This is a genomic window from Mucilaginibacter sp. Mucisp73, assembly GCF_059491465.1.
Window position 1 is genome coordinate 5,852,233 of the sequence record NZ_CP168507.1, and the last position, 25,197, is coordinate 5,877,429.

Annotated in this window: 22 protein-coding genes; 15 read left to right on the top strand and 7 right to left on the bottom strand. The window is 45.2% G+C overall.

Features of this window, described 5'->3' with window-relative positions; all coding sequences use genetic code 11:
• Positions 1-122: 122 nt before the first annotated feature.
• The 3 genes from ACEN82_RS24200 to ACEN82_RS24210 all read right to left on the bottom strand — a co-directional run bounded on the left by ACEN82_RS24200 (position 123) and on the right by ACEN82_RS24210 (position 2,745).
• A complete protein-coding gene (locus tag ACEN82_RS24200; protein WP_413321555.1) occupies positions 123-800 on the bottom strand; it encodes a metal-dependent hydrolase in 678 nt (225 codons plus the stop codon).
• 293 nt (positions 801-1,093) lie between these two features.
• A complete protein-coding gene (locus tag ACEN82_RS24205; protein WP_413321554.1) occupies positions 1,094-1,408 on the bottom strand; it encodes a YbaB/EbfC family nucleoid-associated protein in 315 nt (104 codons plus the stop codon).
• A gap of 125 nt (positions 1,409-1,533) precedes the next feature.
• Entirely contained in the window at positions 1,534-2,745 is a 1,212-nt protein-coding gene (locus ACEN82_RS24210) for a serine hydrolase domain-containing protein (RefSeq protein WP_129568956.1), read from the bottom strand.
• A 109-nt stretch (positions 2,746-2,854) separates the two neighbouring features.
• Here ACEN82_RS24210 and ACEN82_RS24215 point away from each other — a divergent pair, with 109 nt between their 5' ends.
• The 6 genes from ACEN82_RS24215 (at position 2,855) to feoB (ending at position 7,650) form a co-directional block, all read left to right on the top strand.
• The gene (locus ACEN82_RS24215; RefSeq protein ID WP_413321553.1) at positions 2,855-3,832 is read left to right on the top strand and encodes a tetratricopeptide repeat protein; all 978 of its coding nucleotides are present in this window, start codon (positions 2,855-2,857) and stop codon (positions 3,830-3,832) included.
• Positions 3,833-3,955: 123 nt separating this feature from the next.
• Positions 3,956-4,336, top strand: a complete 381-nt coding sequence (gcvH, locus tag ACEN82_RS24220) for a glycine cleavage system protein GcvH (RefSeq protein ID WP_090532379.1) — start codon at positions 3,956-3,958, stop codon at positions 4,334-4,336.
• A gap of 1 nt (position 4,337) precedes the next feature.
• Positions 4,338-4,727, top strand: coding sequence for a VanZ family protein (locus ACEN82_RS24225; RefSeq protein WP_413321552.1), 390 nt, complete (start codon positions 4,338-4,340; stop codon positions 4,725-4,727).
• The gene (locus ACEN82_RS24230; protein ID WP_413321551.1) at positions 4,724-4,876 is read left to right on the top strand and encodes a hypothetical protein; all 153 of its coding nucleotides are present in this window, start codon (positions 4,724-4,726) and stop codon (positions 4,874-4,876) included. Before ACEN82_RS24225 ends, ACEN82_RS24230 begins: the two co-directional genes overlap by 4 nt.
• A 433-nt stretch (positions 4,877-5,309) precedes the next feature.
• Positions 5,310-5,525 carry a FeoA family protein gene (locus ACEN82_RS24235; RefSeq protein ID WP_090532383.1) on the top strand — a complete coding sequence of 72 codons (216 nt, stop codon included), beginning with the start codon at positions 5,310-5,312 and terminating at the stop codon, positions 5,523-5,525.
• 10 nt (positions 5,526-5,535) lie between these two features.
• A complete protein-coding gene (feoB, locus tag ACEN82_RS24240) occupies positions 5,536-7,650 on the top strand; it encodes a ferrous iron transport protein B (protein ID WP_413321550.1) in 2,115 nt (704 codons plus the stop codon).
• 237 nt (positions 7,651-7,887) lie between these two features.
• Here feoB and ACEN82_RS24245 read toward each other — a convergent pair whose 3' ends face one another.
• Positions 7,888-8,817 (bottom strand): TIGR01777 family oxidoreductase, encoded by a 930-nt coding sequence (locus tag ACEN82_RS24245; RefSeq protein WP_413321549.1) that lies wholly within the window; start codon positions 8,815-8,817, stop codon positions 7,888-7,890.
• A gap of 2 nt (positions 8,818-8,819) precedes the next feature.
• The gene (locus tag ACEN82_RS24250; RefSeq protein ID WP_413321548.1) at positions 8,820-9,638 is read right to left on the bottom strand and encodes a DCC1-like thiol-disulfide oxidoreductase family protein; all 819 of its coding nucleotides are present in this window, start codon (positions 9,636-9,638) and stop codon (positions 8,820-8,822) included.
• A gap of 308 nt (positions 9,639-9,946) precedes the next feature.
• On the opposite strand from ACEN82_RS24250, the gene ACEN82_RS24255 reads away from it, so the two are divergent.
• The 4 genes from ACEN82_RS24255 to ACEN82_RS24270 all read left to right on the top strand — a co-directional run bounded on the left by ACEN82_RS24255 (position 9,947) and on the right by ACEN82_RS24270 (position 12,557).
• A complete protein-coding gene (locus ACEN82_RS24255) occupies positions 9,947-10,564 on the top strand; it encodes a hypothetical protein (RefSeq protein WP_413321547.1) in 618 nt (205 codons plus the stop codon).
• Entirely contained in the window at positions 10,561-10,863 is a 303-nt protein-coding gene (locus tag ACEN82_RS24260; protein WP_091166986.1) for a winged helix-turn-helix domain-containing protein, read from the top strand. Before ACEN82_RS24255 ends, ACEN82_RS24260 begins: the two co-directional genes overlap by 4 nt.
• A 486-nt stretch (positions 10,864-11,349) precedes the next feature.
• Complete coding sequence (locus ACEN82_RS24265; RefSeq protein ID WP_091166978.1) at positions 11,350-11,769, top strand: cobalamin B12-binding domain-containing protein; 420 nt, start codon at positions 11,350-11,352, stop codon at positions 11,767-11,769.
• A gap of 5 nt (positions 11,770-11,774) precedes the next feature.
• Positions 11,775-12,557, top strand: a complete 783-nt coding sequence (locus ACEN82_RS24270) for an enoyl-CoA hydratase/isomerase family protein (protein WP_413321546.1) — start codon at positions 11,775-11,777, stop codon at positions 12,555-12,557.
• Between the two features lie 320 nt (positions 12,558-12,877).
• Here ACEN82_RS24270 and ACEN82_RS24275 read toward each other — a convergent pair whose 3' ends face one another.
• Positions 12,878-14,536 carry a glutamine--tRNA ligase/YqeY domain fusion protein gene (locus ACEN82_RS24275; RefSeq protein WP_413321545.1) on the bottom strand — a complete coding sequence of 553 codons (1,659 nt, stop codon included), beginning with the start codon at positions 14,534-14,536 and terminating at the stop codon, positions 12,878-12,880.
• Positions 14,537-15,033: 497 nt separating this feature from the next.
• On the opposite strand from ACEN82_RS24275, the gene acs reads away from it, so the two are divergent.
• Positions 15,034-16,935 (top strand): acetate--CoA ligase, encoded by a 1,902-nt coding sequence (gene acs, locus ACEN82_RS24280; RefSeq protein WP_090532845.1) that lies wholly within the window; start codon positions 15,034-15,036, stop codon positions 16,933-16,935.
• Between the two features lie 13 nt (positions 16,936-16,948).
• Here the strand turns inward: acs and ACEN82_RS24285 are convergent, their stop codons facing one another.
• Positions 16,949-18,265: an amino acid permease gene (locus ACEN82_RS24285; RefSeq protein ID WP_090532403.1), complete on the bottom strand. Its 1,317-nt coding sequence runs from the start codon at positions 18,263-18,265 to the stop codon at positions 16,949-16,951.
• Positions 18,266-18,459: 194 nt separating this feature from the next.
• Here ACEN82_RS24285 and ACEN82_RS24290 point away from each other — a divergent pair, with 194 nt between their 5' ends.
• The 4 genes from ACEN82_RS24290 (at position 18,460) to ACEN82_RS24305 (ending at position 25,182) form a co-directional block, all read left to right on the top strand.
• A complete protein-coding gene (locus ACEN82_RS24290; RefSeq protein ID WP_413321544.1) occupies positions 18,460-20,211 on the top strand; it encodes a PQQ-dependent sugar dehydrogenase in 1,752 nt (583 codons plus the stop codon).
• A gap of 60 nt (positions 20,212-20,271) precedes the next feature.
• Positions 20,272-21,945, top strand: coding sequence for a tetratricopeptide repeat protein (locus ACEN82_RS24295; protein ID WP_188833663.1), 1,674 nt, complete (start codon positions 20,272-20,274; stop codon positions 21,943-21,945).
• A gap of 116 nt (positions 21,946-22,061) precedes the next feature.
• A complete protein-coding gene (locus ACEN82_RS24300) occupies positions 22,062-23,660 on the top strand; it encodes a S8 family peptidase (protein WP_188833664.1) in 1,599 nt (532 codons plus the stop codon).
• Positions 23,661-23,673: 13 nt separating this feature from the next.
• A complete protein-coding gene (locus tag ACEN82_RS24305; RefSeq protein WP_188833665.1) occupies positions 23,674-25,182 on the top strand; it encodes a carboxylesterase/lipase family protein in 1,509 nt (502 codons plus the stop codon).
• Positions 25,183-25,197 lie beyond the last annotated feature (15 nt).

Consider the following 25,197-nt stretch of genomic DNA (forward strand, 5'->3'; position numbering starts at 1 on the left):
GTTCAGCATGACCTTAATTTTATTATGTCATGGGTAGCTTGTCGAAGCATGGTGTGAGGCATCTCCGCACGAGTCTTCGACAGGCTCAGACCGACAGGCCATTATTTTAATGCGATTTTCCCTTACAACTCTATAGTTTCGCCAATAGCCGGCAACTTCAAATTCAAGCCTGCTTTGATAAACTTCTCTGTTACTTCATCCTTATCAATTTTAATAACCGGGAATGAATCATAATGAATGCCGATGATGTTTTTACAATTGATAAACGCCGACGCTTTAATGGCATCATCTGCTCCCATAGTGTAATTATCGCCGATAGGCAGAAATGCCCAGTCGAGATTTTCATCGGCCAGGAGTTTCATATCATAGGTAAGCGCAGTATCGCCTGCAAAATAGATCACTTTTCCTTCTGCATAAATTAAAAATCCGGCAGGATTACCGCCCGGCGAGCCATCAGGCAAGGTACTTGAATGTACCGCGTTTACCATTTTAACCCTGCCAAAATCAAAGTTAAAACCGCCGCCTATGTTCATGCCATGTACATTTTCAATGCCTTTAGTACCAAGCCATCCGGCAATTTCGGCAATGCAAATTACCTTTGCACCGCTACTTTTAGCAATTTCCAGCAGATCCGCCACATGGTCGCCATGCCCATGCGATACCAGGATATAATCGGGTTTTAAGCTGTGAATGTCAATATCCTTTGCCAGTGGGTTAGGGCTTATAAATGGGTCGAAAAGCAGTTTCTTTCCACCAGCTGCAATCTCAAGGGCCGACTGCCCATAATAAGTAGTTTTCATAGAATGTTATTTTATGATCTGATCAAAAGTAAACAGTTATGTCAACGATTTGATTTAGTGGCAGAAAAGTTACACATAGGTGTTCAAACAGACAGAGAGAATTGCAAGTTCAAAGAAATGTCATTTAGAGCGAGCCATGTTGACTTGTGCATTGTGCGAGGGGGAATCTCCTAAGCCTGTGAACCCGCCATGAATAGTTTGTTATGAATGGCGTATACGATTTCTCTTAGCGCTGCCGCTGTTGCCCGCCCTCGCTCATCGAAATGACATTTTTAAGATGGGATGGTATAATTTTATTTACCAAACATATTACCCAAGCCTCCTAAGCCGCCAAACATGCTTTGGGTAATGGCAGCCATTTCGCTTTGGCTGATGTTTTCAGCCTGTTCAAGCGCTTTGTTGATCGCAACAACCAGCAACTCTTCCAGTTCTTCTTTGTCGGCATCAGCTAAAAAATCAGGATCTATCTGTACCGATTGGATCACTTTATTGGCATTAGCGTTCACAACTATTTTGCCGCCCTCGGCTGTGCCTGATACACTGATGGCATCCAGGCGTTTTTTCATTTCGCCAGCTTTTTGCTGGGCTTCCATTAATTTATCAAACATGATTTTTTAGTTTTTAGTGAGTGGTTGATTAGGTGAATGGTTGGAATACGGATTGAGGAAAGGTGATCAATCGGTTTATTAAAACCACTCACCAAATCAACTCAATAAACCATTCACCAAAAAAATTAATCATCACTGGTATCTCCATTACCATTGTATGCACTTTTACGTACAATAGGCATGCCAGCAGCTTTAAACAAGTCATCGAGCTTTAATAAACTGCCGTTGGCCAGGTTGGTAAGCAATACTATGGTAATGTCGTGTTTCATATCCCGCAGGTAAATATGCCTGAACCCATGCCACCAGCCGGTATGATAAATTACCTCCTCGCCGGGTGCTGTAAATGTACGCCAGCCGTAGCCGTAGTTGAAATGCCCGTGCACCATCGGGTTGCGCGGCACGTAGGCCGAATCAAGCGTAGCCGGTTTTAATAACAACCCCGCACGCAGGGCACGATCAAACAGGAACAGGTCACCAACCGTGCTGTAAATGCCTTTATCACCCACCGGGCCGTCCAAAAAGTTCTGCACTACCGAATAACGCCACTGGCCGCGGTCGTGCCCAACTACATCAACCGGGATTTTATCATAAACCGCTTTTGAGTAAACATGGGTATGTGCCATACTGGCTGGTTTAAACACATTTTCCTGCATAAATTGGGCATAGCTCATTCCGCTCACTTTTTCAATGATGGAACCAAGCACCATAAAGTTGGAGTTGTTATACAGGAAACGCTTATTGGGCTCGTTGAAGCGCGTTGGCTTATAATCGGCAATCATTTTCATAGCCTCAGCATTGGTAAGCCCTTTGCGTTGGTTTAGGTGATTTTTCCGGTAAATATCGTCGATAAAATATACATAATTCATCATACCCGAGCGGTGCGTAAGTAACAAGCGAATAGTTACACCATCGTATGGAAAATCAGGGAAAAACTTTTTAACGTCATCGTCAAGCTTCAATTTGCCGCGTTCCATCAGCAGGAGGATGGCGGTTGATGTCATAGTTTTAGTTACCGAAGCCAGCTCAAATTGCGAACCGATTTTCAGGCTGTCGCGATGCAGGTAGTCGGCCCAGCCAATGGCTTTTTCATAAACTATTTTTCCTTTTTTTGCCACCAGCACATTACCGTTAAAACCGCGGGTACGATGCAGCTCCTGCATTACGGCGTCTATCTTTTTATCAGCATTTTTAGGATTGTAGGCCAGCAATGCCGTGGTATCAAGCGGCCTGGCGGCAACCTGCGATTGCGATTGGTCTTTGTTTTTATTTTTGGATGAACAGGCTAACAGTAACAGGGGGGCAGCAAACACTACCAGGCTTTTGTACACTAATCTCATAAATCAATTTATCTCACACTAAACGAATGCGAAAATTAGAAATTATACAGCAGGTATTGATTAAAGTTTTAAAATTTTCTGTTAGTTAGCACAATTAGTATGTTTAAGTATGATTTTGTTGAAAAAAGGCTTGTTTATTATAGCTCTCGTGCTTAGCACAGGGTTGGCGCATGCTCAAAATACAGATGTCAATAGTATTATTAAGGAAGGCATCAGGCTTAACAGCGATAAAAATTATTCGGCGGCTATTGAAAAATATAAAGAGGCACTTGCCGCCGAGCCAGATAACGCGCAGGCCAACTATCAGCTGGCCTTCAGCCTTGCTGCATCAGGCAAGGGTACGGAAGCGGTGCCTTATCTCAACAAAGTGATAAAAACAGGTGGCGACCTAACTGGGCCTGCTTATGAATTAATGGGCAGCATTTATGATACTGCACGTCAACCCCAACAGGCCATCGACGCCTATAAAGAGGGGATTAAATTGAAGCCGGGGTATCAGCCGCTGTATTTTAACCTGGGGATAGCCTATTTCCGCGCGCAAAAATATGCCGATGCCGAGCTGGCTGCCATTGAAGCCATTAAACTCGATCCTAAACATGCTAATAGCCAACGCTTATACGGACTGGTTACTTTCCACCAAAACAAAAGGGTACCGGCATTAATGGGTTTGTGTAGTTTCCTTTTACTTGACCCGGAAGGGCCCCGTGCAGATGAAGCCTATACCAACCTGCAAAGTTTACTAAAAGGCGGCGACCTGAAAGCAGCTAAAGCTGATCCGGAAACCCTGTTACTCAATAAAACCCTAAGCACCGCCGTTTCGGTTTCTGGCGGTCAGCTGGAAACCCAGTTGAAAAACATTTTTACGGCCGTTGGCAAACTTGGTGAAAAGCCGGGCAGACAAACCTTCTTTTGGAATTACTATGCAGCTTTTTTCTATAAACTGTCCCAATCTCAAAGCTTTTCAACGGCGGTTAAATTAATTGGCTTAAGCGCCGATAAAACAGCGGGAGCAAAGTGGCTGCAAAACAACGCAGACCAACGGAAGGCCCTGGAGGATTGGATGGCATCTGCTGAAAGAAAGTTTTAATTGCAAATTTATCGCCGATAAATCATCACTATGCCATATAGAAAATGATGATTTTATAATTTACATATCAATAATTGCGAAAGCCAAAGTTTTACTATTTTTGAGCACACAAAATTTAACGACATGAATTTTCCGGCTGAATTAAAATACACCAAAGACCACGAGTGGATTAAGGTTGAAGGCAATGTAGCTACCGTAGGCATCACCGAATTTGCTCAAAGTGAACTGGGCGACATTGTGTATGTTGATATTACTTCATTAGGTAAAGAGGTTGCTAAAGACGAAGTTTTTGGCACCGTTGAAGCAGTAAAAACGGTATCAGACCTGTTTATGCCTGTTGCCGGCACCGTAACCGAAGTTAACCCGGCATTAAATAACCAACCCGAACTGGTTAACACCGACCCATATGGCGAAGGCTGGATGGTAAAGATCACCGTAGCTGATGCTGCCGATGCTGACTCACTTTTATCTGCCGGCGATTATAAAACGGTTATCGGCGTATAAGATGAAGCTGTTTTTAAAATATCATGGGCCCGCTATTTTGTGGGCCTTATTTGTTTTAATTATTTGCTCGGTACATCTTGATTCTGTTGATAAATCCCCGCTGTTTTTTAGGGGCTTTGATAAACTCACGCACTGCGGTTTATTTTTCACCCTTATTGTATTGGTTTGCTTTGGCGTTATAAGGCAACAAAAACCACGGCAGATTACGTATACAGGGGCATTCGTGATATGGGCAACCAGCGTATTTTTCGGGGGGCTTATTGAAGTGCTGCAGGCATCTGTTTTTACCTGGCGCAGCGGCGACTGGAACGATCTTTTTTGCGATGTGCTTGGAGCTTGTATGGGGATTTTTAGTGTAATGCTAACTGTTGAGGCAATTGGAAAAAAATGAAAAAAAATAAACTGGTCATTTTATTGGGAGCGCTGCTGTTAACAGCCGGTTCATCATGCGGTATTTTTCATAAGGATTGCGGCTGTCCGCATTTCGGGAAAATTAAATCAGCCGACTCCAGATGTGCAGATGTGCAAATGATGGCTTAGCCAGGTAAATCTATATTAGCAAAGCACATTTACTATTCAATTTGCGGGTGTTCAATTTTTTAAAGTGTAAACACTTGCCATTATTTTCAAAAAAAACACCACTGATAATCAGCTACTTAATTTTGCTAACTATTAGCAAAGTACCCAACATGAACACATCATCATTGATAATCAGCTACTTGCATTTTTTAGAAATTAAACGTTGAACACCCCCTTTTTAAAAATTGAACACTGACATAATTGTGTCAGTGAAGGCACCCAATATATGCTTTGCCGATCCGGAATCTGCAGATCTAAATCCTCACAACTGCATCTCGAATTGTCATTTACAAATCAAAAATCACCTGCACATTTAAAATCTGCACATCATAGCAAATCTTATTTGGATTTAATATAAATAAGCTTACATTTGCTACGTTTTATATTATAAATGATGAAGCTGTCACAACTGGAAATAGGCGAAACTGGTATTGTAAAGGAATTTACCGATCTTGAAATGTCAGTAAAACTGATGGAGATGGGCTGTTTACCCGGCGAAGAGGTTCGCATTTCGCGCATCGCCCCTCTTGGCGATCCTATTGCCATCAGCGTATCAGGCTACCAGCTTAGCTTACGCAGGTTTGAAGCATCCACCATCATTTTGCAGTAGTTTGTAAGCGTTGAAAACCAATATAAGAGTTGCACTTGTAGGAAATCCAAATACCGGTAAATCAACTCTCTTTAATATATTAACCGGGTTAAATCAAAAAATCGGGAACTTTCCGGGGGTTACTGTTGATAAAAAAACAGGCTTTTGCCAACTGCCTGACGGCCGCACGGCCGAAATAATTGACCTTCCGGGTACTTACAGCATCTATCCCAAAAGTAAAGACGAATCCATCGTATTTTCGGTACTGGCCGATAAATCAAAAGGCATGGTGCCCGATCTGGTTGTGGTGATCCTCGACGCATCCAATTTAAAACGCAACCTGCTGCTTTATACCCAGGTCGCGGACCTCAAGATCCCCGTAGTGGTAGCGCTCAACATGGTAGATGTGTCGGACAAGGCGGGCATCAAAATCAATATTGATCTTTTTGCCCAAAAACTGGGCGTTCCGGTAGTCCCTATCTCCGCCAGGAAAAATACAGGCATTGACAAACTAAAAAGCGCCATAGCTTTTGCCAACAGCGTACCATTGCAACAGGATACCATTGATATCGAAAGCATTGCCCCGGGCATCATAGCGCAAATAAAAGGGGAGATGCAAGTTGAAAATCCATATATTGCCTTGCAGCTTGCCCACCAGCACGAAACGCTGAGCTACCTTTCAGCAGCCGAGAGCGACCGGATTGAACAACTGGAGCAGGAGCATTCTTTCCACTCGCAAAAGGCGCAGGCTACAGAAACCATCGCCCGTTACAACTTCATCAACGACCTCCTTTACGATACGGTTAAAAAAGCTGAAACAGCGCACGACGAAACCATAAGCAACAAGATAGATAAGATCCTTACCCATAAAGTATTTGGCTTTGTGATCTTCTTCGCCATTTTACTTTTTATTTTCCAGGCTATTTTCTCATGGTCGGAATACCCGATGTCGCTCATCGAAGACCTGTTCATCTGGCTGCAGGCCGGTGCTGCTAAAATACTGCCTGCCGGTCCGCTGAGTAGTTTGATCATTGATGGTGTGCTCGCCGGCCTGAGTGGGGTATTGGTATTTATCCCGCAGATCGCCATCCTGTTCGCGCTCATCTCCATTTTGGAAGATACAGGCTATATGTCGCGCGTTACTTTTATGATGGACAAGGTGATGCGCAAGGTAGGGCTTAACGGCAAATCAGTAGTACCCCTTATCGGCGGTTTCGCCTGCGCGGTGCCTTCTATCATGAGCACCCGGACTATCGAAAACTGGAAGGACAGGATGATCACCATTATGGTTACCCCCCTGGTAGCCTGCTCAGCCCGCCTGCCTGTTTATACCCTACTGATTGCATTGGTTGTACCCAACCGCAACGTGTGGTGGATCTTTAACCTGCAAGGGCTGGCGCTTACTGCCATGTATGTGCTCAGCATCTTTTCGGCGGTTATTGTGGCGTTTGTGATGAAGTTTATCCTCAAAGCCCGCGAACGCGGTTACTTTATTATGGAATTGCCCGTTTACCGGATGCCAAGGTGGAAAAACGTGATCTTTACGATGTATGACCGTTCAAAAACGTTCGTACTGCAGGCCGGTAAAGTAATCATTGCGGTTTCGGTGATCCTGTGGGTAATGAAATCATACGGCCCCGGCGACAGGTTTGCCCAGATAGATAAACAATACGCCCAGCCTCAATATACCAAAACCATGACACCGGATAGCCTCAGCAAAGTTATCGCATCCGAAAAACTGGAAAACTCATACGCCGGCGTATTTGGCCATGTTATTGAACCCGTTATTAAACCCCTTGGCTTCGATTGGAAGATAGGGATAGCACTCATCAGCTCCTTTGCTGCCCGCGAGGTATTTGTGGGCACCATGGCCACCATTTACAGCGTGGAGGGTGATGCCGATAAGATGCAATCGGTTCAGCAAAAAATGCACGAGGCTAAAAATCCGCAAACCGGAGAGCCGGTGTTTACCTTAGCGGTGGCTTTCTCCCTCATGATGTTTTATGCCTTCGCCATGCAATGTGCCAGTACAGTGGCCGTTGTTTACCGCGAAACCAAAGACTGGCGCTGGCCCGCTGCCCAGTTTGCCTATATGACCGCGCTGGCTTATACGGCGAGCTTTATTGTGTATCACTGGCTCAAGTAATGTTTAGTTCATGGATCATAGTTGATGGTTCATAGCCCTAAATGTTTCAGCAATGGTAGCGCTGCTGAAGTCTCCGACTTTGGATAGCGAAGTATATCAGGGGCTGAAGTAGTTTTAGTTCATAGTAAAAACTATTCTTACCAATACCTGCTTATTAAGTTTCGCTATTTAAAGTCCAAACTCCCTACAGCATCAGTGTTGAAGAAGTGCAACACGGCAAGCTAATAGTTGATTAACCTACCCTGTGATGCTCAAAATATCATGTACCGCATGCTCCGCTTTTGGGTATTGAAATATAAACCCGCTATCCAATAAGCGTTTGGGCATTACCCAGCGGCTTTTTAATATCAGTTCGGTTTCGGTGCCGATTACCATGGCGCCGACTTCCAGCAGCCACTGCGGTGCGGGCAAGCCGAATGGTGCGCCATAGGCCCGCCGGATGATATGCATCATATCGGTGTTTCTTATGCTTTCGGGAGCAGTGCAGTTAAATATGCCATTTAATTCGGGGTGGTCTAACAGCCATTGGGTGCTCCGGGCTACATCATGCTCATGCACCCAGGCTATGTATTGCTGCCCATCGCCTTGTTTGCCGCCGAGGCCAAACCTAACCAGGTTAAGCAACCGCGGAAAAACACTGTCGCTTCGGCCTAACACAATGCCCATGCGCAGGGCAATTTTACGGGTATGGGGCGTATCTGTTTTAAAGAAAGTGTTTTCCCAGATGTTGCAAACATCAATAGAAAAGCCATAACCAATCTCACCGGTATCCTCATCCTGCGGACGGTCTTCGGCATGGCGGTAAATGGTGGCAGAAGTTACATTGATCCAAACTTTTGGTGGGTTTTCCATCTTATGGATCACCCTGCCTAATAGTTCGGTAGGTACCACCCTTGAACGGATGATCTCCCGCTTGTTCTTTTCGGTATAGCGGCAGTTTACATTTTTGCCGCACAGGTTAATCAGCATATCGGCACCGGCAAGGTGAACCGTCCACCCCCCTTCGGTTTCACCATCCCAAACAGCGGTATGTACATTGCCATCAACAGGTTTTTGTTTGCGGGCCAGGATGATCACCTCGTCTGCCAAATCGCGGTAGTATTTGGCCAGCACGGTACCGAGATAACCGTTGCCGCCGGCCAGTACGATTTTTTTATAAGCTTTCATGATCAGTTAAGGTTTAAAATAAGTAATAATAAAACGATACGATAAGTTACCCAGGTAACGGTAAGTACCCAGCCAAGCCCAAGCAATTTGGTACGGCGGATATGTTCAAGGAACATCAATCCCGCTACTGCCATAAAATACAGGGTGTAAATCAGCGGACCGAATTGAAAAAAATGATTTACAACCAACCCCATCAGCAGTAATAAGCTGCCGGCAAAAGAGATGGTCATCATGTTGCCGAGGTAGGTCCACAGGTTACGGCGGTCAAAACTGCATATAGCTGCTCCCTGAAAAAGGATCTGTCCGCCGCAGATCAGGTACTCACGGTATGGGCTGCCTAAAGGAACAATCCCAGTAAGCAGATGTGCGTAAGCTGTTAAGATAAAACCGGTACAAAACCAGGTGAAAAGCAAATACAATAAACGATAATGCAGCTTAAACGTAGGCTGGTATTCGAAGCCGGTTTCGGCAGCAGGGATAATTACCCTCCTGTTGTATGATATAAAAGCATAAACCTTGCTCATGAGCCAGATGAATGGTTTAAAAGCAAATAAGGGAGTAAATACAGGCCAGGTATTGGCAATTATTTTGAAAAGGCTTTTAACGCCGTAGGTAACCTCGCCGCTTTTCAGGTTAATTAAGGCTATTTCGTTAACAGCCCGTTGCCTGTCATAAACAGGGCAGGTACCCGCATGTGCTTCCTGGTACGCAGCGCGGCCATCAGCATCAAGCATCCCTGCTTTTACAAAGGCACCGGTATAAGCACGGCACATGGGGCATTCTGCATCAAACAGGATCATGTGGTTCTTGAGCGTTTTCATAATTTTCAGTGTTTTCTGAAACAAATATACAATATATTTTAAACTTTCAATAAATACTGAAAATTAAAGTTAAAACAACTCATTGTATTAACTCACCCCGACATCGCTGCGCTTGTCACCCCTCTCTACGCAAGCGTAAAGAGGTTTTTTTTCCCTGCCCTCTTTCCGCCAAAGGCGAAGAGAGGGTGTTCCAGCGAAGCGTAGACCGGGTGAGTTAACTATGCGCGATGCAAATAATTTGAGAAAACTCAATCCCTCTCTTGCAAAATCAAATCTTATATTTAACTTTGAACAACAAAGTACTTTTGATGAAAGAACAAGATATTCATGCAGAGTTAAGTTCCATCCGCGACCTGATGGAACGTTCGGCCAAGTTTATTTCGCTTAGCGGCCTTTCGGGTGTGATGGCGGGTATCTATGCCTTCGCCGGCGCCGGCATAGGATACAGTTTGCTGCAGGGCGAGTATACTACCCTCAGGGAGCGCCATACTTACAATGAAGAATTGCTGATCATAAAATTATTTATCGTGGCAATTGCGGTGCTTGTACTGTCCATTGGCACGGGGATCTGGTTATCGGTACGCAAAGCTAAAAAAAACGGTCAGCCATTTTGGAGCGCCGGCAGCAAACGCTTGCTCATTAATATGGCAATCCCATTGGTAAGCGGCGGTTTATTTACTATTATACTTGTTTATCGCGGTTATTATGGTGTTGTAGCGCCTGCTACATTGATATTTTATGGCATGTCGTTAGTTGCAGGCAGCCATTATACATATTCGGGGATTAGAAGCTTGGGGATATTGGAGATTTTATTAGGTTTGCTGTGTGCTGTAATGCCGGGTTACGGCTTAATTTTCTGGAGTGTGGGTTTCGGTCTGCTCCACATTATTTATGGTACAGTAATGCATTTTAGATACGATAAGTGAAGATATCATTAGATCAGTTTGATAAAGCCTTTGAAAACCGCATCCGCCTGCAAATCATGAGCGTATTGGTTGCTAATGAAAGCTACGACTTTAACTCGCTTAAAGAATTGCTTAACCTTACCGACGGTAACCTGGCATCGCACCTGAAAGCGCTGGAGAAGGAAGAATACATCCAGGTGGAGAAAACTTTCATCGGCCGCAAACCCAATACACGTTACCTGGCATCCGAAAAAGGCCGGGCCGCCTTCAAATTGCACCTCCTTGCCCTCGAAAATTTGATCAAACAACAAAAACTGTAATTTTTTTTATCTACAAACTTTGAAATACAAAGTGCTTTTAATTTATAAAATATGAAAAACCTTAAAGCAAATTTATTTAAAGATAGCACCGTTAAACTTGGCCTAATCCTAATCACTATATCTGCCGGGCTCTTCTTTATGGAGGGGTCCGGCCTTTTTGAAGTCACCAGCTATTAAACAATAATAAATTGCTTCTTAGCGCCTTTGTGAGACAGGGCAATCGCTTTTAACCACATGCGGATTGAAAAATAATAAATGAAAAATTTTACACTAATTTTTACGTATTAATCGAATTACACGAATTGAATCAATTTTATATTCGTGTAATTCGATTAATTGTGGAGAGCTTGTAAAGCATTTGTGTAGAAATTTTTTAATATAAAATTGGTAAAACGGATCGAATTATGAGGTTTCCCTACATTGCATGAAACATAAATAAACTTCCATAATTTTCTTATTACTTTTACAAAAACCAATAGGTTATTCATGAGTAATACCTTTAACCGACCAATCCGTGTTTTAGTTGCCAAAGTAGGGCTCGATGGCCATGACCGCGGTGCGCGCATTATTGCCACTTCGCTGCGCGATGCAGGTATGGAAGTTATTTATACCGGGCTACGCCAAACCCCCGAAATGGTGGTGAACACTGCCCTGCAGGAGGATGTGGACGCCATTGGCATTTCTATACTTTCGGGCGCGCACATGACGGTATTTCCGCGCATCATTAATCTTATTAAAGAGAAAAAAATGGATGATGTTTTGGTTACCGGCGGTGGTATTATTCCGCATGAAGATATGCTCGAGTTGCAAAAACTGGGCGTTGGCGAGCTTTTTCCGCCCGGCACCAGTACGCAGGATATTGTAAAATATATAACCGGTTGGGTACATGAACACCGCAATTTCTAATACCTATGGAATTTCAAAATTTACTGATAACAAACAAGGGCCGCGTTCAACAAATCACTATTAATCGCGAAAGCAAACTGAACGCTCTTAATAAAGATACGCTGGCCGAACTGCACAGCGCTTTTACCGAAGCTTTCCAAAATCCGGAGGTAGGTGGGATCATCATTACCGGAGCCGGACCAAAAGCATTTGTTGCCGGGGCTGATATCAGTGAGTTTGCAGCCTTAGATACCAGTGGCGGCATGCAGCTTTCGCGTACTGGCCACACCGCAGTTTTTGATTTAATAGCTAACGGCAGCAAGCCTGTAATAGCAGCGGTAAATGGGTTTGCTTTGGGCGGTGGGCTCGAACTGGCCATGGCCTGCCACATCCGCATAGCATCTGACAATGCTAAAATGGGCCTGCCTGAAGTAACTTTAGGGCTGATCCCCGGTTATGGGGGTACACAGCGCCTTACCCAACTGGTTGGTAAAGGCAAAGCGATGGAAATGATCCTGACCGCAGATATGATCACCGCGGGTGATGCCCTGCAATATGGCCTGGTTACCCACGTAGTTAACCCCGAAGAACTATTAACTAAAGCCGAAGAAATCCTGAATAAAATATTATCCCGTGCCCCTTTAGCCCTCGCGGCAGCCATCCGCAGTATCAATGCCGCTTATACCGATGGCGTTAACGGCTATGAAACCGAAATAGCCGAGTTTGGCAAATGCTTCGGCACAAAAGATTTTAAAGAAGGCGTAGCAGCCTTTATGGAAAAACGGAAGGCTGAATTTAAAGGAGAATAGAAGCTAAAAGCGGAATGCAGAAAGCTTAAAGCTATGCCGTCGTGGTGTAACGACAAGCGTTTGTAAGAATAAAAGCGGGGGATTGTGCGATTCCCTCCCCTGGGAGGGTGTAGGGAGGGGTTTCATCGATAAGTGTTGATTTTGCAAGGTGCCTAACCCCTCCCTGCCACTACGCACCGCCGCCGCACCCCTCCCGAGGGAGGGAATTAAAACTTCATAATGCTAACGAAGATCAGGAATTAAAAAAAGCGGGTTGAGCCTTTGGCTCAACCCGCTTTAAAATTTTCAAACTCCCCCTTTAGGGGCCGGGGGGCGAGAGCTTACTTTTTACCCCAACCGTCCTTCAATGTAACGGTGCGGTTAAACACCAGTTTATCATCAGTCGAGTTTTTATCTAAAGTAAAATAGCCTTTACGCATAAACTGAACCGGCTTGCCCAATTCGGCGTTAACCAGGTCTGGTTCAATATATACTGTTGGCAATACATGCAGGCTGTTAGGGTTGATATAATCTTTAAAGTCGCCGTCCTCATTTGAAGGGTCTTCAACCTGGAATAAACGGTCGTATAACCTCACCTCGGCAGTTTTGGCGTGTTCAACACTCACCCAGTGGATGGTGCCTTTTACATTAATGCCGCTGGTATCATGGCCTGATTTTGATTCGGGCAGGTAGCTGCAATGGATCTCGGTGATGTTACCATCAGCATCTTTAACAATGCTTTCGCCTTTAATGATATAAGCATTTTTTAGGCGAACCATCAGCCCGATACCCAGGCGGAAGAATTTTTTAGGCGCAACCTCCATAAAGTCCTCACGCTCTATCCACAACTCACGGCCGAAAGGGATATCCCTGCCGCCGTCACCGCCTTCAACTTCGGGGTTATTTTCGCCATGCATCACTTCGGTTCCGCCTTCGGGATAATTATCCAGGATCAGCTTAACCGGATCAAGCACAGCCATACGGCGCCATGCGGTTTTGTTCAGGTCTTCGCGGATACAAAATTCCAGCAAGCCGACATCTATCATGTTTTCGCGTTTGGCAACGCCAATACGCTCGCAAAATTCACGGATAGAAGCAGGGGTATAACCACGGCGGCGTAAACCACTGATGGTAGGCATACGTGGATCGTCCCAGCCATCAACATAGTTTTCGTTAACCAGTTGCAGCAATTTGCGTTTGCTCATTACCGTATAGTTAAGGTTTAAGCGGGCAAACTCGTATTGTTTTGACGGGAAAATATTCAGTTTTTCAATAAACCAATCGTACAATGGACGGTGAGGTACAAACTCCAGCGTACAGATAGAGTGTGTGATCTCTTCAATAGCATCCGATTGCCCGTGAGCAAAATCATACATGGGGTAAATACACCATTTATCGCCTGTACGATGGTGATGAGCGTGTTTAATACGGTACATCAATGGGTCGCGCAGGTGCATGTTGGGCGATGCCAGGTCAACCTTTGCACGCAGTACTTTCGCGCCGTCGGGGTATTTGCCATCTTTCATATCGGCAAACAGCTGCAGGTTTTCTTCTACTGAGCGACTGCGGTATTGGTTTGGCGTGCCTGGTTCGGTAGGTGTACCTTTCTGGGCGGCTATTTCTTCGGCTGTGCTGTCATCAACATAGGCCAGGTTATTTTTGATCAGTTCAACGGCAAAGGCATACAGCTGATCGAAATAATCAGAAGCATAAAGCTCATTAGCCCAATCAAAGCCAAGCCATTTTACATCTTCCTTAATGCTGTCAACATATTCAATATCCTCCTTAACGGGGTTGGTATCGTCAAAACGGAGGTTGGTAAGGCCATTATATTTTTTTGCCAAACCAAAGTTAAGACAAATTGATTTGGCATGACCAATATGCAGGTAACCATTAGGTTCGGGCGGGAAACGGGTAAGTACACGGTTGTCGTTTTTACCGGCAGCCAAATCTTCTTCAACAATTTCCTCTATAAAGTTCAGTGATCTTTCTTCGCTCATAAATTAGTATAGCAATATGAGCAAAAGTAACAAAATTTTAGGCGGCTGCGCGCATTATCATAGCATATTCGGTTGTGTATTATTAGCCAATCAAAACAGGAAGCCATGCCGGATATATCGGCGCCCCACACCTCGGGTATCCAATGCAAGGAGATGGCCTCCCAATCGGGTTTATAACATGGGCGTTGCCTGCGGCCCGGGCTATCCGTTGCAAGTCCTCGCTTGGCCCCTACGCTCCCCCTCGTTCGCTGCGGGCTTTCCACTTCTATCCCTAACGCGCCTCCTGCACAAACCAATAACAATACCAAAATCTAAAGCCTGCAATCGTCCAATTCTTACTTTTTAAAATATTTTAAAAAGTAAGAATTTTAATATATACATCACACATAAATTATTAAATTACGCCCACCATTTAAACCAGCATGAAACTGGTGCGGGGCAACAAAAAAACAAACAATTTAAACCCGGAACAGCTTCATCAACCAAACAACCAACCGATGAAAATTACATCATTTGAAGAGTACAAAAAAGTTTACCAGCAAAGTGTTGAGCAGCCCGAGCAGTTTTGGGCCGGCATTGCCGATAATTTTTTATGGCAAAAAAAGTGGGACACCGTACTGGACTGGAACTTTAAGGAGCCTAAGATCAAATGGTTCCAGGGTGCAAAACTCAATATAACCGAAAACTGCCTCGACCGTCACCTCGAAACTCTTGGCGATAAACCGGCCATCATCTGGGAACCTAACGACCCGGAAGAGGATCACCGCATTTTAACATACCGCCAGTTGCATGATAAGGTTTGCCAGTTTGCCAACGTACTTAAAAACAACGGTGCAAAAAAAGGTGATCGTGTTTGTATTTATATGCCCATGATCCCCGAGCTGGCTATTGCTGTTTTGGCTTGTGCGCGTATCGGTGCTATCCACTCAGTAGTGTTTGGTGGTTTTTCTGCACAGTCCATTGCCGATAGGATCAATGATGCCGAATGCAACATCGTGATCACCTGCGATGGCGGTAAACGCGGCAACAAGGAAGTGCCGCTCAAAACTGTGATTGATGATGCTTTGGTACAATGCCGCTCGGTTAAAAAAGTTATTGTGCTTACCCGCAGCCGCACGCCGGTATCCATGATCAAAGGCCGCGATGTTTGGTGGGAAGACGAGATCAAAAAAGTGGAAACACAAGGTAACCCAAGCTGCCCTGCCGAAGTAATGGATGCTGAAGATATGCTCTTCATCCTGTACACATCTGGCTCAACGGGTAAACCCAAAGGGGTGGTACATACCTGCGGCGGCTATATGGTTTATACAGGTTATACTTTTGCCAACGTATTCCAGTACAACCAGGGCGAGGTATATTTCTGTACTGCCGATATCGGCTGGATCACCGGTCACTCTTATATCGTATATGGCCCGCTTTCGCAGGGGGCTACCACGCTGATGTTCGAAGGGATCCCAACTTATCCTGATTGCGGTCGTTTCTGGGAGATTGTGGATAAATTCAAAGTAAACATATTATATACCGCGCCAACAGCTATCCGCTCACTGATGAGTTTCGGGCTGGATAACGTAAATAATAAAGACCTGAGCTCGCTTAAAAAATTGGGCTCCGTAGGTGAGCCTATCAATGAAGAAGCATGGCATTGGTTTGATGACAATATCGGCAAAAACCGCTGCCCGATTGTTGACACCTGGTGGCAAACCGAAAATGGCGGTATCATGATTTCTCCTATCGCCGGCATTACCCCAACCAAACCGGGGTATGCTACCTTACCGTTACCAGGTGTGCAACCCGTGTTGGTTGACGAAAACGGCAAAGTGATTGAAGGCAACGGTGTAAGCGGCAACCTGTGTATCAAATTTCCGTGGCCGGGCATGCTGCGCACTACGTATGGCGATCATGAGCGCTGCCGCACCACTTACTTCGCCACTTACGAAAACATGTATTTCACCGGCGATGGCTGTCTGCGCGATGAGGATGGCTATTACCGCATTACCGGTCGCGTGGATGACGTACTGAACGTATCCGGTCACCGTATAGGCACTGCAGAAGTGGAGAATGCCATCAACATGCATAGTAGCGTAGTTGAATCGGCGGTGGTTGGCTATCCGCACGATATTAAAGGCCAGGGTGTTTATGCCTATGTGGTGAGCCCCGATAAGCATGGCGATGAGGACATTACCCGCAAGGATATCATCATGACGGTATCACGTATCATTGGCCCGATAGCCAAACCGGATAAGATCCAGTTTGTAACCGGCTTGCCAAAAACCCGTTCGGGCAAGATCATGCGCCGCATTTTGCGCAAGATAGCCGAAGGTGATACCTCAAACCTGGGCGATACCAGTACCTTGCTTGATCCGGCAGTAGTTGACGAGATCAAGGCAGGGGCCTTATAATATTTAAGAAAAACTAATTCGCATTTTTTGTGAATGCGGCCCAAACATAAAACGGGATCCCGGCCATCAGCAGTAAAAAGCCGTAATATACAGCTTCCTGCCCGGCTCCCGCAATAGCCCAAAGCGCATAGGCAAAAGCCAGCATAGCCAGTGCTATAGCTCCGGCCCAGCCCCCTGCCTTTGGGCTTTTTCGTACCCGGATAACCAGGTAAGCCGCTGCCGATAACAAATAGGGGATCAAAACGCTCAACAGCGAAAGCAGCAGCAGGAATTTAAATTGTGTTACCAGGCCTTTGGTATAATTCATGGTCATGAACAGTGATACCATGATACTGCTGATGATAATACCCATATAAGGTACACCCTTTTTATTAGTGCGGCTGAATATCGGCGGGAAAAGTTGATCTTTTGAAATGGCATAAGGCACTTGCCCCTGCAATAACGTCCAGCCGTTCAGCGAGCCGAAAGCGGCGATGGCAATACCTGCGCTTACCCAGTAGCGGGCGCTGCTGCCGTAGATGATCACCGCGGTATCGGCATAGGGCGTAAGTGATTTTTGCAGCTGCGCCGCCGGGATAATACCGATAACGCTTACACTCCCCAGTATATAGATAAAGGTGGTGATGAGCAGCCCCAGCATGGTTGCCCTGGCCACTGTTTTTTCGGGATTGGCCACGCTGCCCGACGGTACGGTGGCGCTTTCAATACCAATAAACGCAAACATAGTCATGGTAGCGGTTGCCTGCAGGGCGCTGACTATGCCTGTCCCGCTGGCGTTAAAAGGTTTAAAGTTGGCCGCCTTAATGAAAAACAAACCGCCGATAGCTACCAGCAACAGTGGTAACACCTTTAAAATGGTGGTAACCAATTGCAGCTTGCCGCCGGTAACGACGCCCAATGTATTGATATAAGCTAATAACCAGATAGAACATAAACCGGTAATCACAGCAATAACACTGCTGCTTCCCAATATTGGAAAAAAGGTACTTAAGGCGCTCACAAACGAAATAGTAATGGCCGCGTTGGCGCAGGCCACAGCAAGGTAATATCCCCAGGCCACTAAAAATCCAATAAAATCGCCCAGCCCGTCACGGGTGTAGGCATACGGCCCGCCGGTAGCATGGGGCAACAGCTTGCTCAGGTTACTGAAAACCCGGGCTAAAAAGAACGAGCCTATTGCCGAGAACACCCAGCCCAGCAAACCAATACTCCCGAACGAAGCCATAGCCGCCGGCATCAGGAAAATACCTGCGCCAATCATATTGCCAATCACCAGCGAAGTACTGGTCCACAGGCCTAATTTGTTTTTTTCGGGATGTGTTTCGGGCATGGATCTTTTGTTTTGTTGAAAAGATAGGACTTTTTGGGATAATATGATATCCTTACATCCGGCCCATGTTATAATATTTAGTCTCTCAGGCAATAAAAATGAATCTTCCTAAACATTTACCTGCAAAATCGCTTTTATAGCAGGACATTGCCGTTTAATACCAATCCTGCATTTAGATAACCTGTTCGTCTCAAATGAAAAGCAAAAAAACTCTGACCGGCGTGATGCTGGTGCTGTGTGCACTGTTGATTATCAGTTTTAAAAATATAGGCCATAACACTGTACCGCCTGCTGCTGACACCACCAATGGCGGCTTATTCCTGCCCGGCAAATTTAAAGCGGTTGTGGTGGTAGATAGTTTGGAAGGCCGCGCACGTCATATCGCGGTGAACACCAATGGCGATGTTTATGTAAAACTCCGCTTCCCCGATTCTATCGGCGGCAACGTTGCCCTGCGTGATACTAACGGCGATGGCCGGGCAGACATCATTAAAAAGTTTGCCAATTACGAAGATAAAGGCCCCTATGGTACAGGCATGCGCGTACATAAAGGATACCTGTACTTCAGCTCGGAGGTAAATGTTTATCGAACCAAATTAAATCCGCAAACATTGGTACCCGATGCCCCGCTCGAATTGATTTTACATGATGCTACCGCCCCGCATGAGCATGACGCTAAGCCATTGGCCTTTGATAATGCCGGGCACATGTACGTGGCATTTGGCGCACCCTCAAACGCCTGCCAGGAGCAAAACAGGGTGCCCGGTTCAAAAGGGATCAAGAGTTGCCCCTTGCTGCAGCAATATGGGGGCATCTGGCAATTTGATGAGGCTAAACCTAATCAAGTACAGGCTGATGGGATCCGCTATGCCACAGGTATGCGCAGCGTTGTTGCTATGGACTGGAATACTGCCGACAATTGCCTGTACGTGGTGGCCCATGGCCGCGACGACCTGCGTCTGCAGTTTCCTAAAATATTCAGCGCCTGGCAAAGCGCGGTGCTGCCTGCTGAAGAGTTTATAAAAGTAAAAAAGGGCACTGATGTAGGCTGGCCCTACTACTATTATGATCCCATTAAAAAGAAAAAACTTCTGAACCCCGAATATGGCGGCGATGGCATAAAAGCCGGCAACGGCGCTAAATACACCCAGCCTATCATGGCTTTCCCCGCGCACTGGGCCCCCAACGACCTGTTTTTTTATACCGGTGATCAGTTCCCGGCAAGATATAAAAACGGGGCTTTTATTGCTTTTCATGGTTCAACCAACAGATCGCCTTACCCACAGGCTGGCTTTTTTGTATGCTTTGTACCCTTTAAAAACGGCAAACCTTTTGGGCAATGGGAAATTTTTGCCGATGGCTTTACCGGAAAAAACACGGTAGTAAGCGTAAGTGACGCGGCTTACCGGCCAATGGGGCTGGCCATGGGGCCGGATGGCTCCTTATACATCAGCGAAACAGAGGAAGGAAAGATCTGGAAAATTTCCTACACGGGTAACAAAGCCGGGTTTGGCAAGGCCGAACTTGCCAAAATGGAGCTCCGTAAAAAACTTCCGGGTTTCAGGTTGCCCGATGTTTTAAAGAGCGATTTGCAAACCGGCATGCTCAAAGGTGGCGCTAAAATTTACAATACCTATTGTGCCAACTGTCACCAAAAAAACGGCCGGGGCGATGGTAATATGATCCCGCCGCTTAGCGGATCGGAATGGGTAACCGGTGGTAAGTTTATGGAAAAAGACCTCGCTATAAGGGTACTGCTTAACGGCCTGGATGGCCCTATCAAAGTGAAAAACAGGCCTTACAACAGCGCCATGCCCAAGCATAATTTTTTAAGCGATGCTGATATCGCTGCGGTACTTACCTATATCCGCAATAATTTTGGTAATAACAGCAGCCTGGTTACCGCGGCTGAGGTAAAAAAGGTTAGGGCCGAGCTGGGCAAATAGGATTAAGCCGGGAACCCATTTCCATTTTTTAATATTAACCGGATATGCTATTTTTATAGCATGACCTTATCATTCAAACCAATAGCTTTTTGGCTGTTAATTTTAGCCCCCTTAACCACCTGGGCTTTAGTACCGGCGGATACTTCCAGTAAAAAAAATTCCGTACCAATAACTGCACCTGGTTACCAGATCAGCGACTATGCATCCTATTTAAAAGAGGCTATCACCTGTTTCAGGCAAGACAGCATTGATAAAGGAATGATGTTACTATCCAAAAGCATTAAAAACATCACCTTACAAAAAGATGTAACGCGGATCATGCCCTATCAGGGCTATGAAGTTTTTAGCCTTGTTAAGGATATTGCCGACAATAGCAATCTTTCGCCTGCGGAAAAACAACTGGGGAAAGATTTTTTTAAACTGGTATTCACATCACAGCCCGGCGATAAAAATGCCGATAAAATTTTAGACGGCTTTTTTAAAAATGCCCCTAACACCGTTTTTGCTAAACGATTAAAATTACTTACCGCGTCATTTAAAGGAAAATCGGCTGCAGGTACTGAATTGAACCGGCTGCTAAAGGACAGCCCGGGATTGATTTCGGCCAACACAATGAAAGCAGAAATGTTGTTTGATGAACATAAATACCGGGAATGTATAACGTATTGTGATCAAATATTGGCGGTATGGCCACAGTATGCCCATGCATACCAGATGCGGGCTAAGTGCTATTATAATCTTGATGAGCTTGACAAGGCGGTAGCTGATTACGACCAGGCCATTAAGTTTTTCCCGGGCTATTTTGTACTTTATTATGACCGGGCCGACTGCCTGATCGACCTTGAAAAATATAAGGAAGCAGCAACTGATCTGCGATTGACATTACGGTTAAAGCCCAATTATAGTTGGACTTACTACAACCTTACCAGGTGCTACAAAAATATGGATATGCCGGATAGCGCCCTTTATTTTATCAATCAGCATATTAACCAAAATGCCGACGACGGTGATGGTTATAACCTGAAAGGTGATATTTACTGCGACAGAAACGAATACGAAACAGCTATCAGTCTTTACACACAGGCCATCAACCTGGAACCCGACCGACGGACTTTTTATGTTGATCGCGGCGACGCTTATTATTACGCAGATAAATTGGATGATGCCATAAAAGATCTCCAAAAAGCTATCAGCATTGATAAATCATATCCTTTTCCATACGACAGGATAGGTGATTGCTACTATCAGAAAAAGCAATATGAAACAGCCATAACTTATCATCAGAAAGCAGTAAAGGCCGACCCAACCTATAAATACGCCTACGTAGGGCTCAATTTAAGTTATACGCAATCGGGTAACTACCTGGCAGCTATTGATGCCGCCAAAAAAGCAATAGCTATTGACAGCACTTATGCCAATGCCTTGGGTAACCTGGGGTGGTCATGTTATTGTGCTGGTAAATTTGATGACTGTATAAAATATTCTTACAAGGCGCTGAAATATCAGGATGACGCCACTTACGCCATGTTTAATATAGCGCTTGCCACACTTGCAAAAGGCGAAACAGGCAAAGCGAAACAATTGTATACAGGTTTTATAAAAATCTGTAAAGAAAAGAACTATGAGATAAGGGATGGTGCCACCGACGATTTACGGGAACTGATCAGGAAAAAGGTTTACGTAGAAGAATCAAAATTTATAATTGAACATATTTTTGAGCAAAAAGTAGAGTGATCAGAAAGATATTTTTTCCTGAAAACGTGTTAAAATCACCAAACCCGCACATTTTTTAAACAATTAAAAACCTACTTTAGAGTTTTTGTACTTATAAACTATTACTGAAAGTATTAATGATAAACAATTTTCCGCTTAAAAAGCTTGTGCTGGTAGCCGGGCTTTGCTTACCTGTATTCACTTATGCACAGGAAGCTCCAAAAACAAAACCTAACTGGCAAAACCTTGATCTTAAAACCGATTCTGTATTTGGGATCAGTACCGAAAAAGCATACAACGAACTGTTAAAAGGCAAAAAACACGTTACCGTGCTGGTAGCCGTAATTGATGGGGGCATTGATGTGGACCATGAGGACCTTAAAAAGGTGATCTGGAACAACCCGCAAGAAACCGCCGCGAATAAAAAGGATGATGATAAAAACGGTTATGCTGATGACATGCACGGCTGGGATTTTATTGGCTCGGCCAAGGGAGATGTACATTATGATAACCTGGAGCTAACCCGCCTTGTACGGATCAACAACGCCCGCTTTGCCAATGCCGACAGTACGAAACTTACTGGTAAAGACCTTGCCGATTTTAAAGCATACAGCGCTATGAAAGCTGATATGGATAAGCAGGTTGCCAAAGCACAGCAAACCTATACGGTGATCAATAAATTCAACACCCTGCTTGATGGGGTATTGACGAAGCTGGGCAATCAAAACCCAAGCCTTGATGATATCACCAAATTTGAGCCTAAAGATAATGGCGAGGCCTATGTTAAACGTGTATTGGTAAGCGCCCTGCCTTCGTTTAAAAATGTAGCCGAGTTCAGGGAGAAAGAGGTAAACGGCGGCTTAACTCACTTTAAAGAGCAGTTGGATTATCACCTCAACCTTAATTTCAATTCAAGAGATACCGTGGGCGATAACTATAACAATGCTAATGAGCGTTTTTATGGCAATAATGACGTAACCGGCCCGGATGCTGATCATGGCACCCACGTTGCCGGGATCATTGGCGCGATACGGGATAACAATCTTGGTGTTATGGGTGTGGCCAACGATGTAGCTATCATGTCGGTACGTACAGTGCCTACCGGCGATGAACGCGATAAGGATGTAGCAAACGCCATTCGTTATGCTGCGGCTAACGGCGCTAAGGTCATCAACATGAGCTTCGGCAAAAGTTACTCGTACAATAAAAAAGCAGTTGATGATGCAGTAAAATTTGCGTTAAGCAAGGATGTGTTGCTTGTACATGCCGCAGGTAATGACAACAATAACACCGAAGTTGAACTGAACGTCCCTAACCGTATTTATGAGGACAAAAGCGGCGTAGCCGGTGCCTGGATAGAAGTTGGCGCATCGGGCCCTAAAGACGATGAAACGCTGAAAGCGTCCTTCTCCAATTATGGCAAAACCAGTGTTGATGTGTTTGCACCGGGAGTAGCCATCAATTCAACCACACCAAAATCAGCCTATGCCGAGCATGATGGTACCAGTATGGCGGCACCGGTTGTAACCGGGCTGGCGGCGCTCATCCGTTCATATTATCCAAAATTAACGGCTGTACAGGTTAAGGAGATCATCATGAAATCGGTAGTGAAAATATCACATAATGTGGAGATTAAAGATGGAGAGACTAAAAAAGAAGTTCCGTTTACCGATCTTTGTGTAACCGGCGGCGTTGTTAATGCTTATAACGCGCTACAGCTGGCTGCCACTTATTAAGATCAACCATTTTATGAAAAATATCATCCGCTTGATTCCGGTATACACGTTTTTACTGGGCATATTTTTAGGTTTTACCACCTCTGCCCAAACAGTTGTAACAAAAGTATCAGGTGGATGGATAAAAGGCATCGAAGAAGGGTCAACCCTGGTGTTTAAAGGCATCCCGTATGCTAAACCACCGGTTGGCCCTTTGCGTTTTATGCCCCCTCAGCCCATGACGGCATGGAAGGACACGCTTTCATGCGAAAAATTTGGAAGCCCGGCATCGCAGGGTGGCGGCACAGGCGGACTAAAAGGCAGCGAAGATTGCCTGACATTGAACGTTTATACACCAACAACAGCAAGGGATGCCAGGCTTCCGGTGCTGGTATGGGTACATGGCGGCTCGCTTACAGGCGGCTCGGGTATGGGGATGAACGGGCACGCCTTTGCCGACGATGACAGCGTTGTTACCGTTACCATTAATTATCGCCTTGGCGTTTTCGGCTTTATGTATTTGGGCGATGTAAACAAATCCTACCAATCATCCGGCAATAATGGATTGCTCGATCTGATCATGGCGCTGAAATGGATCAGGCAAAATATTGCAGCTATGGGCGGCGATGCTTCGAAGGTTACCGTCATGGGCGAATCGGCGGGGGCTAAACTCACCAGTGCCCTGTTGGCAACACCGCAATCCAAAGGCTATTTCAACCAGCAGATTTTAGAAAGTGGCGCCGTGCAATGCATCCGGGATTCTGTTACGGCTAAGGGCATCAGGCAGCGGCTAATGACCGAGCTGGGTGTTAGCAAACCTGCCGATCTCCTCAAAATCTCCGCCGAAAAACTTATAGCAGCACAGGCAAACATCAGAAATGGGGCACAGGGTACCAACTATTTTGGCCCGGTGATAGATGGCGCGGTGATTTCGCAGGATCCATATCAATATATCCTCAAAAACAGGAATGATAAAGTACGCTTCCTGATCGGTACCAATAAGTTTGAAAGTAAAATGTTTATGAATTTTGATAAACGCCTCAACCACCCCGATAGCACCGTGCTATATGGTTGGTTTGGTGATAATTACCGTTATATTTTATCAACCTTTGAAAGTGAGGCTAAAAATGGCAATGCAGATAGCGCTGCCATAAAAGTACTCACCCAATACATGTACCAGATGCACAGCTACCGGCTGGCTAACACATTAGCACAGGCAGGCAGCCACGTTTGGATGTACCGTTTTGATTACAAGCGCGATGGTACCGGTGCAACCCATGCCGATGAATTAGGCTATGTTTGGTTTTTACCCAAACAAAACAATTTTAACGATACAGAACTAAAACTGGCTAACCAAATACACCAAACCTGGGTAAACTTTATAAAAGGCAAAGCTCCGGGCCAGGTTAATGATAAGCAATGGCCTCATTTTGTAGCAGGCGAAAATAATATCATGGTTTTTGATACCGTTTCGGGACCAACGCAGCTTAACGATATTTACAACGACAGGACCCATCCTTCTTCCTGCTTTGTGCTGAAATAATTGCCCTGGATGCAG

What these genes read in the sequence shown, in the direction of transcription:
- ACEN82_RS24275 (WP_413321545.1), bottom strand. Translation starts at nt 14,536, where the DNA reads ATGAGCGAAGAAAGATCACTGAACTTTATAGAGGAAATTGTTGAAGAA.
- acs (WP_090532845.1), top strand. Translation starts at nt 15,034, where the DNA reads ATGAAAATTACATCATTTGAAGAGTACAAAAAAGTTTACCAGCAAAGT.
- ACEN82_RS24290 (WP_413321544.1), top strand. Translation starts at nt 18,460, where the DNA reads ATGAAAAGCAAAAAAACTCTGACCGGCGTGATGCTGGTGCTGTGTGCA.
- ACEN82_RS24230 (WP_413321551.1), top strand. Translation starts at nt 4,724, where the DNA reads ATGAAAAAAAATAAACTGGTCATTTTATTGGGAGCGCTGCTGTTAACA.
- ACEN82_RS24300 (WP_188833664.1), top strand. Translation starts at nt 22,062, where the DNA reads ATGATAAACAATTTTCCGCTTAAAAAGCTTGTGCTGGTAGCCGGGCTT.
- ACEN82_RS24265 (WP_091166978.1), top strand. Translation starts at nt 11,350, where the DNA reads ATGAGTAATACCTTTAACCGACCAATCCGTGTTTTAGTTGCCAAAGTA.
- ACEN82_RS24235 (WP_090532383.1), top strand. Translation starts at nt 5,310, where the DNA reads ATGAAGCTGTCACAACTGGAAATAGGCGAAACTGGTATTGTAAAGGAA.
- ACEN82_RS24285 (WP_090532403.1), bottom strand. Translation starts at nt 18,265, where the DNA reads ATGCCCGAAACACATCCCGAAAAAAACAAATTAGGCCTGTGGACCAGT.
- ACEN82_RS24215 (WP_413321553.1), top strand. Translation starts at nt 2,855, where the DNA reads ATGATTTTGTTGAAAAAAGGCTTGTTTATTATAGCTCTCGTGCTTAGC.
- gcvH (WP_090532379.1), top strand. Translation starts at nt 3,956, where the DNA reads ATGAATTTTCCGGCTGAATTAAAATACACCAAAGACCACGAGTGGATT.
- ACEN82_RS24270 (WP_413321546.1), top strand. Translation starts at nt 11,775, where the DNA reads ATGGAATTTCAAAATTTACTGATAACAAACAAGGGCCGCGTTCAACAA.
- ACEN82_RS24245 (WP_413321549.1), bottom strand. Translation starts at nt 8,817, where the DNA reads ATGAAAGCTTATAAAAAAATCGTACTGGCCGGCGGCAACGGTTATCTC.
- ACEN82_RS24200 (WP_413321555.1), bottom strand. Translation starts at nt 800, where the DNA reads ATGAAAACTACTTATTATGGGCAGTCGGCCCTTGAGATTGCAGCTGGT.
- ACEN82_RS24255 (WP_413321547.1), top strand. Translation starts at nt 9,947, where the DNA reads ATGAAAGAACAAGATATTCATGCAGAGTTAAGTTCCATCCGCGACCTG.
- ACEN82_RS24225 (WP_413321552.1), top strand. Translation starts at nt 4,338, where the DNA reads ATGAAGCTGTTTTTAAAATATCATGGGCCCGCTATTTTGTGGGCCTTA.
- ACEN82_RS24295 (WP_188833663.1), top strand. Translation starts at nt 20,272, where the DNA reads ATGACCTTATCATTCAAACCAATAGCTTTTTGGCTGTTAATTTTAGCC.
- ACEN82_RS24250 (WP_413321548.1), bottom strand. Translation starts at nt 9,638, where the DNA reads ATGAAAACGCTCAAGAACCACATGATCCTGTTTGATGCAGAATGCCCC.
- ACEN82_RS24205 (WP_413321554.1), bottom strand. Translation starts at nt 1,408, where the DNA reads ATGTTTGATAAATTAATGGAAGCCCAGCAAAAAGCTGGCGAAATGAAA.
- ACEN82_RS24210 (WP_129568956.1), bottom strand. Translation starts at nt 2,745, where the DNA reads ATGAGATTAGTGTACAAAAGCCTGGTAGTGTTTGCTGCCCCCCTGTTA.
- ACEN82_RS24305 (WP_188833665.1), top strand. Translation starts at nt 23,674, where the DNA reads ATGAAAAATATCATCCGCTTGATTCCGGTATACACGTTTTTACTGGGC.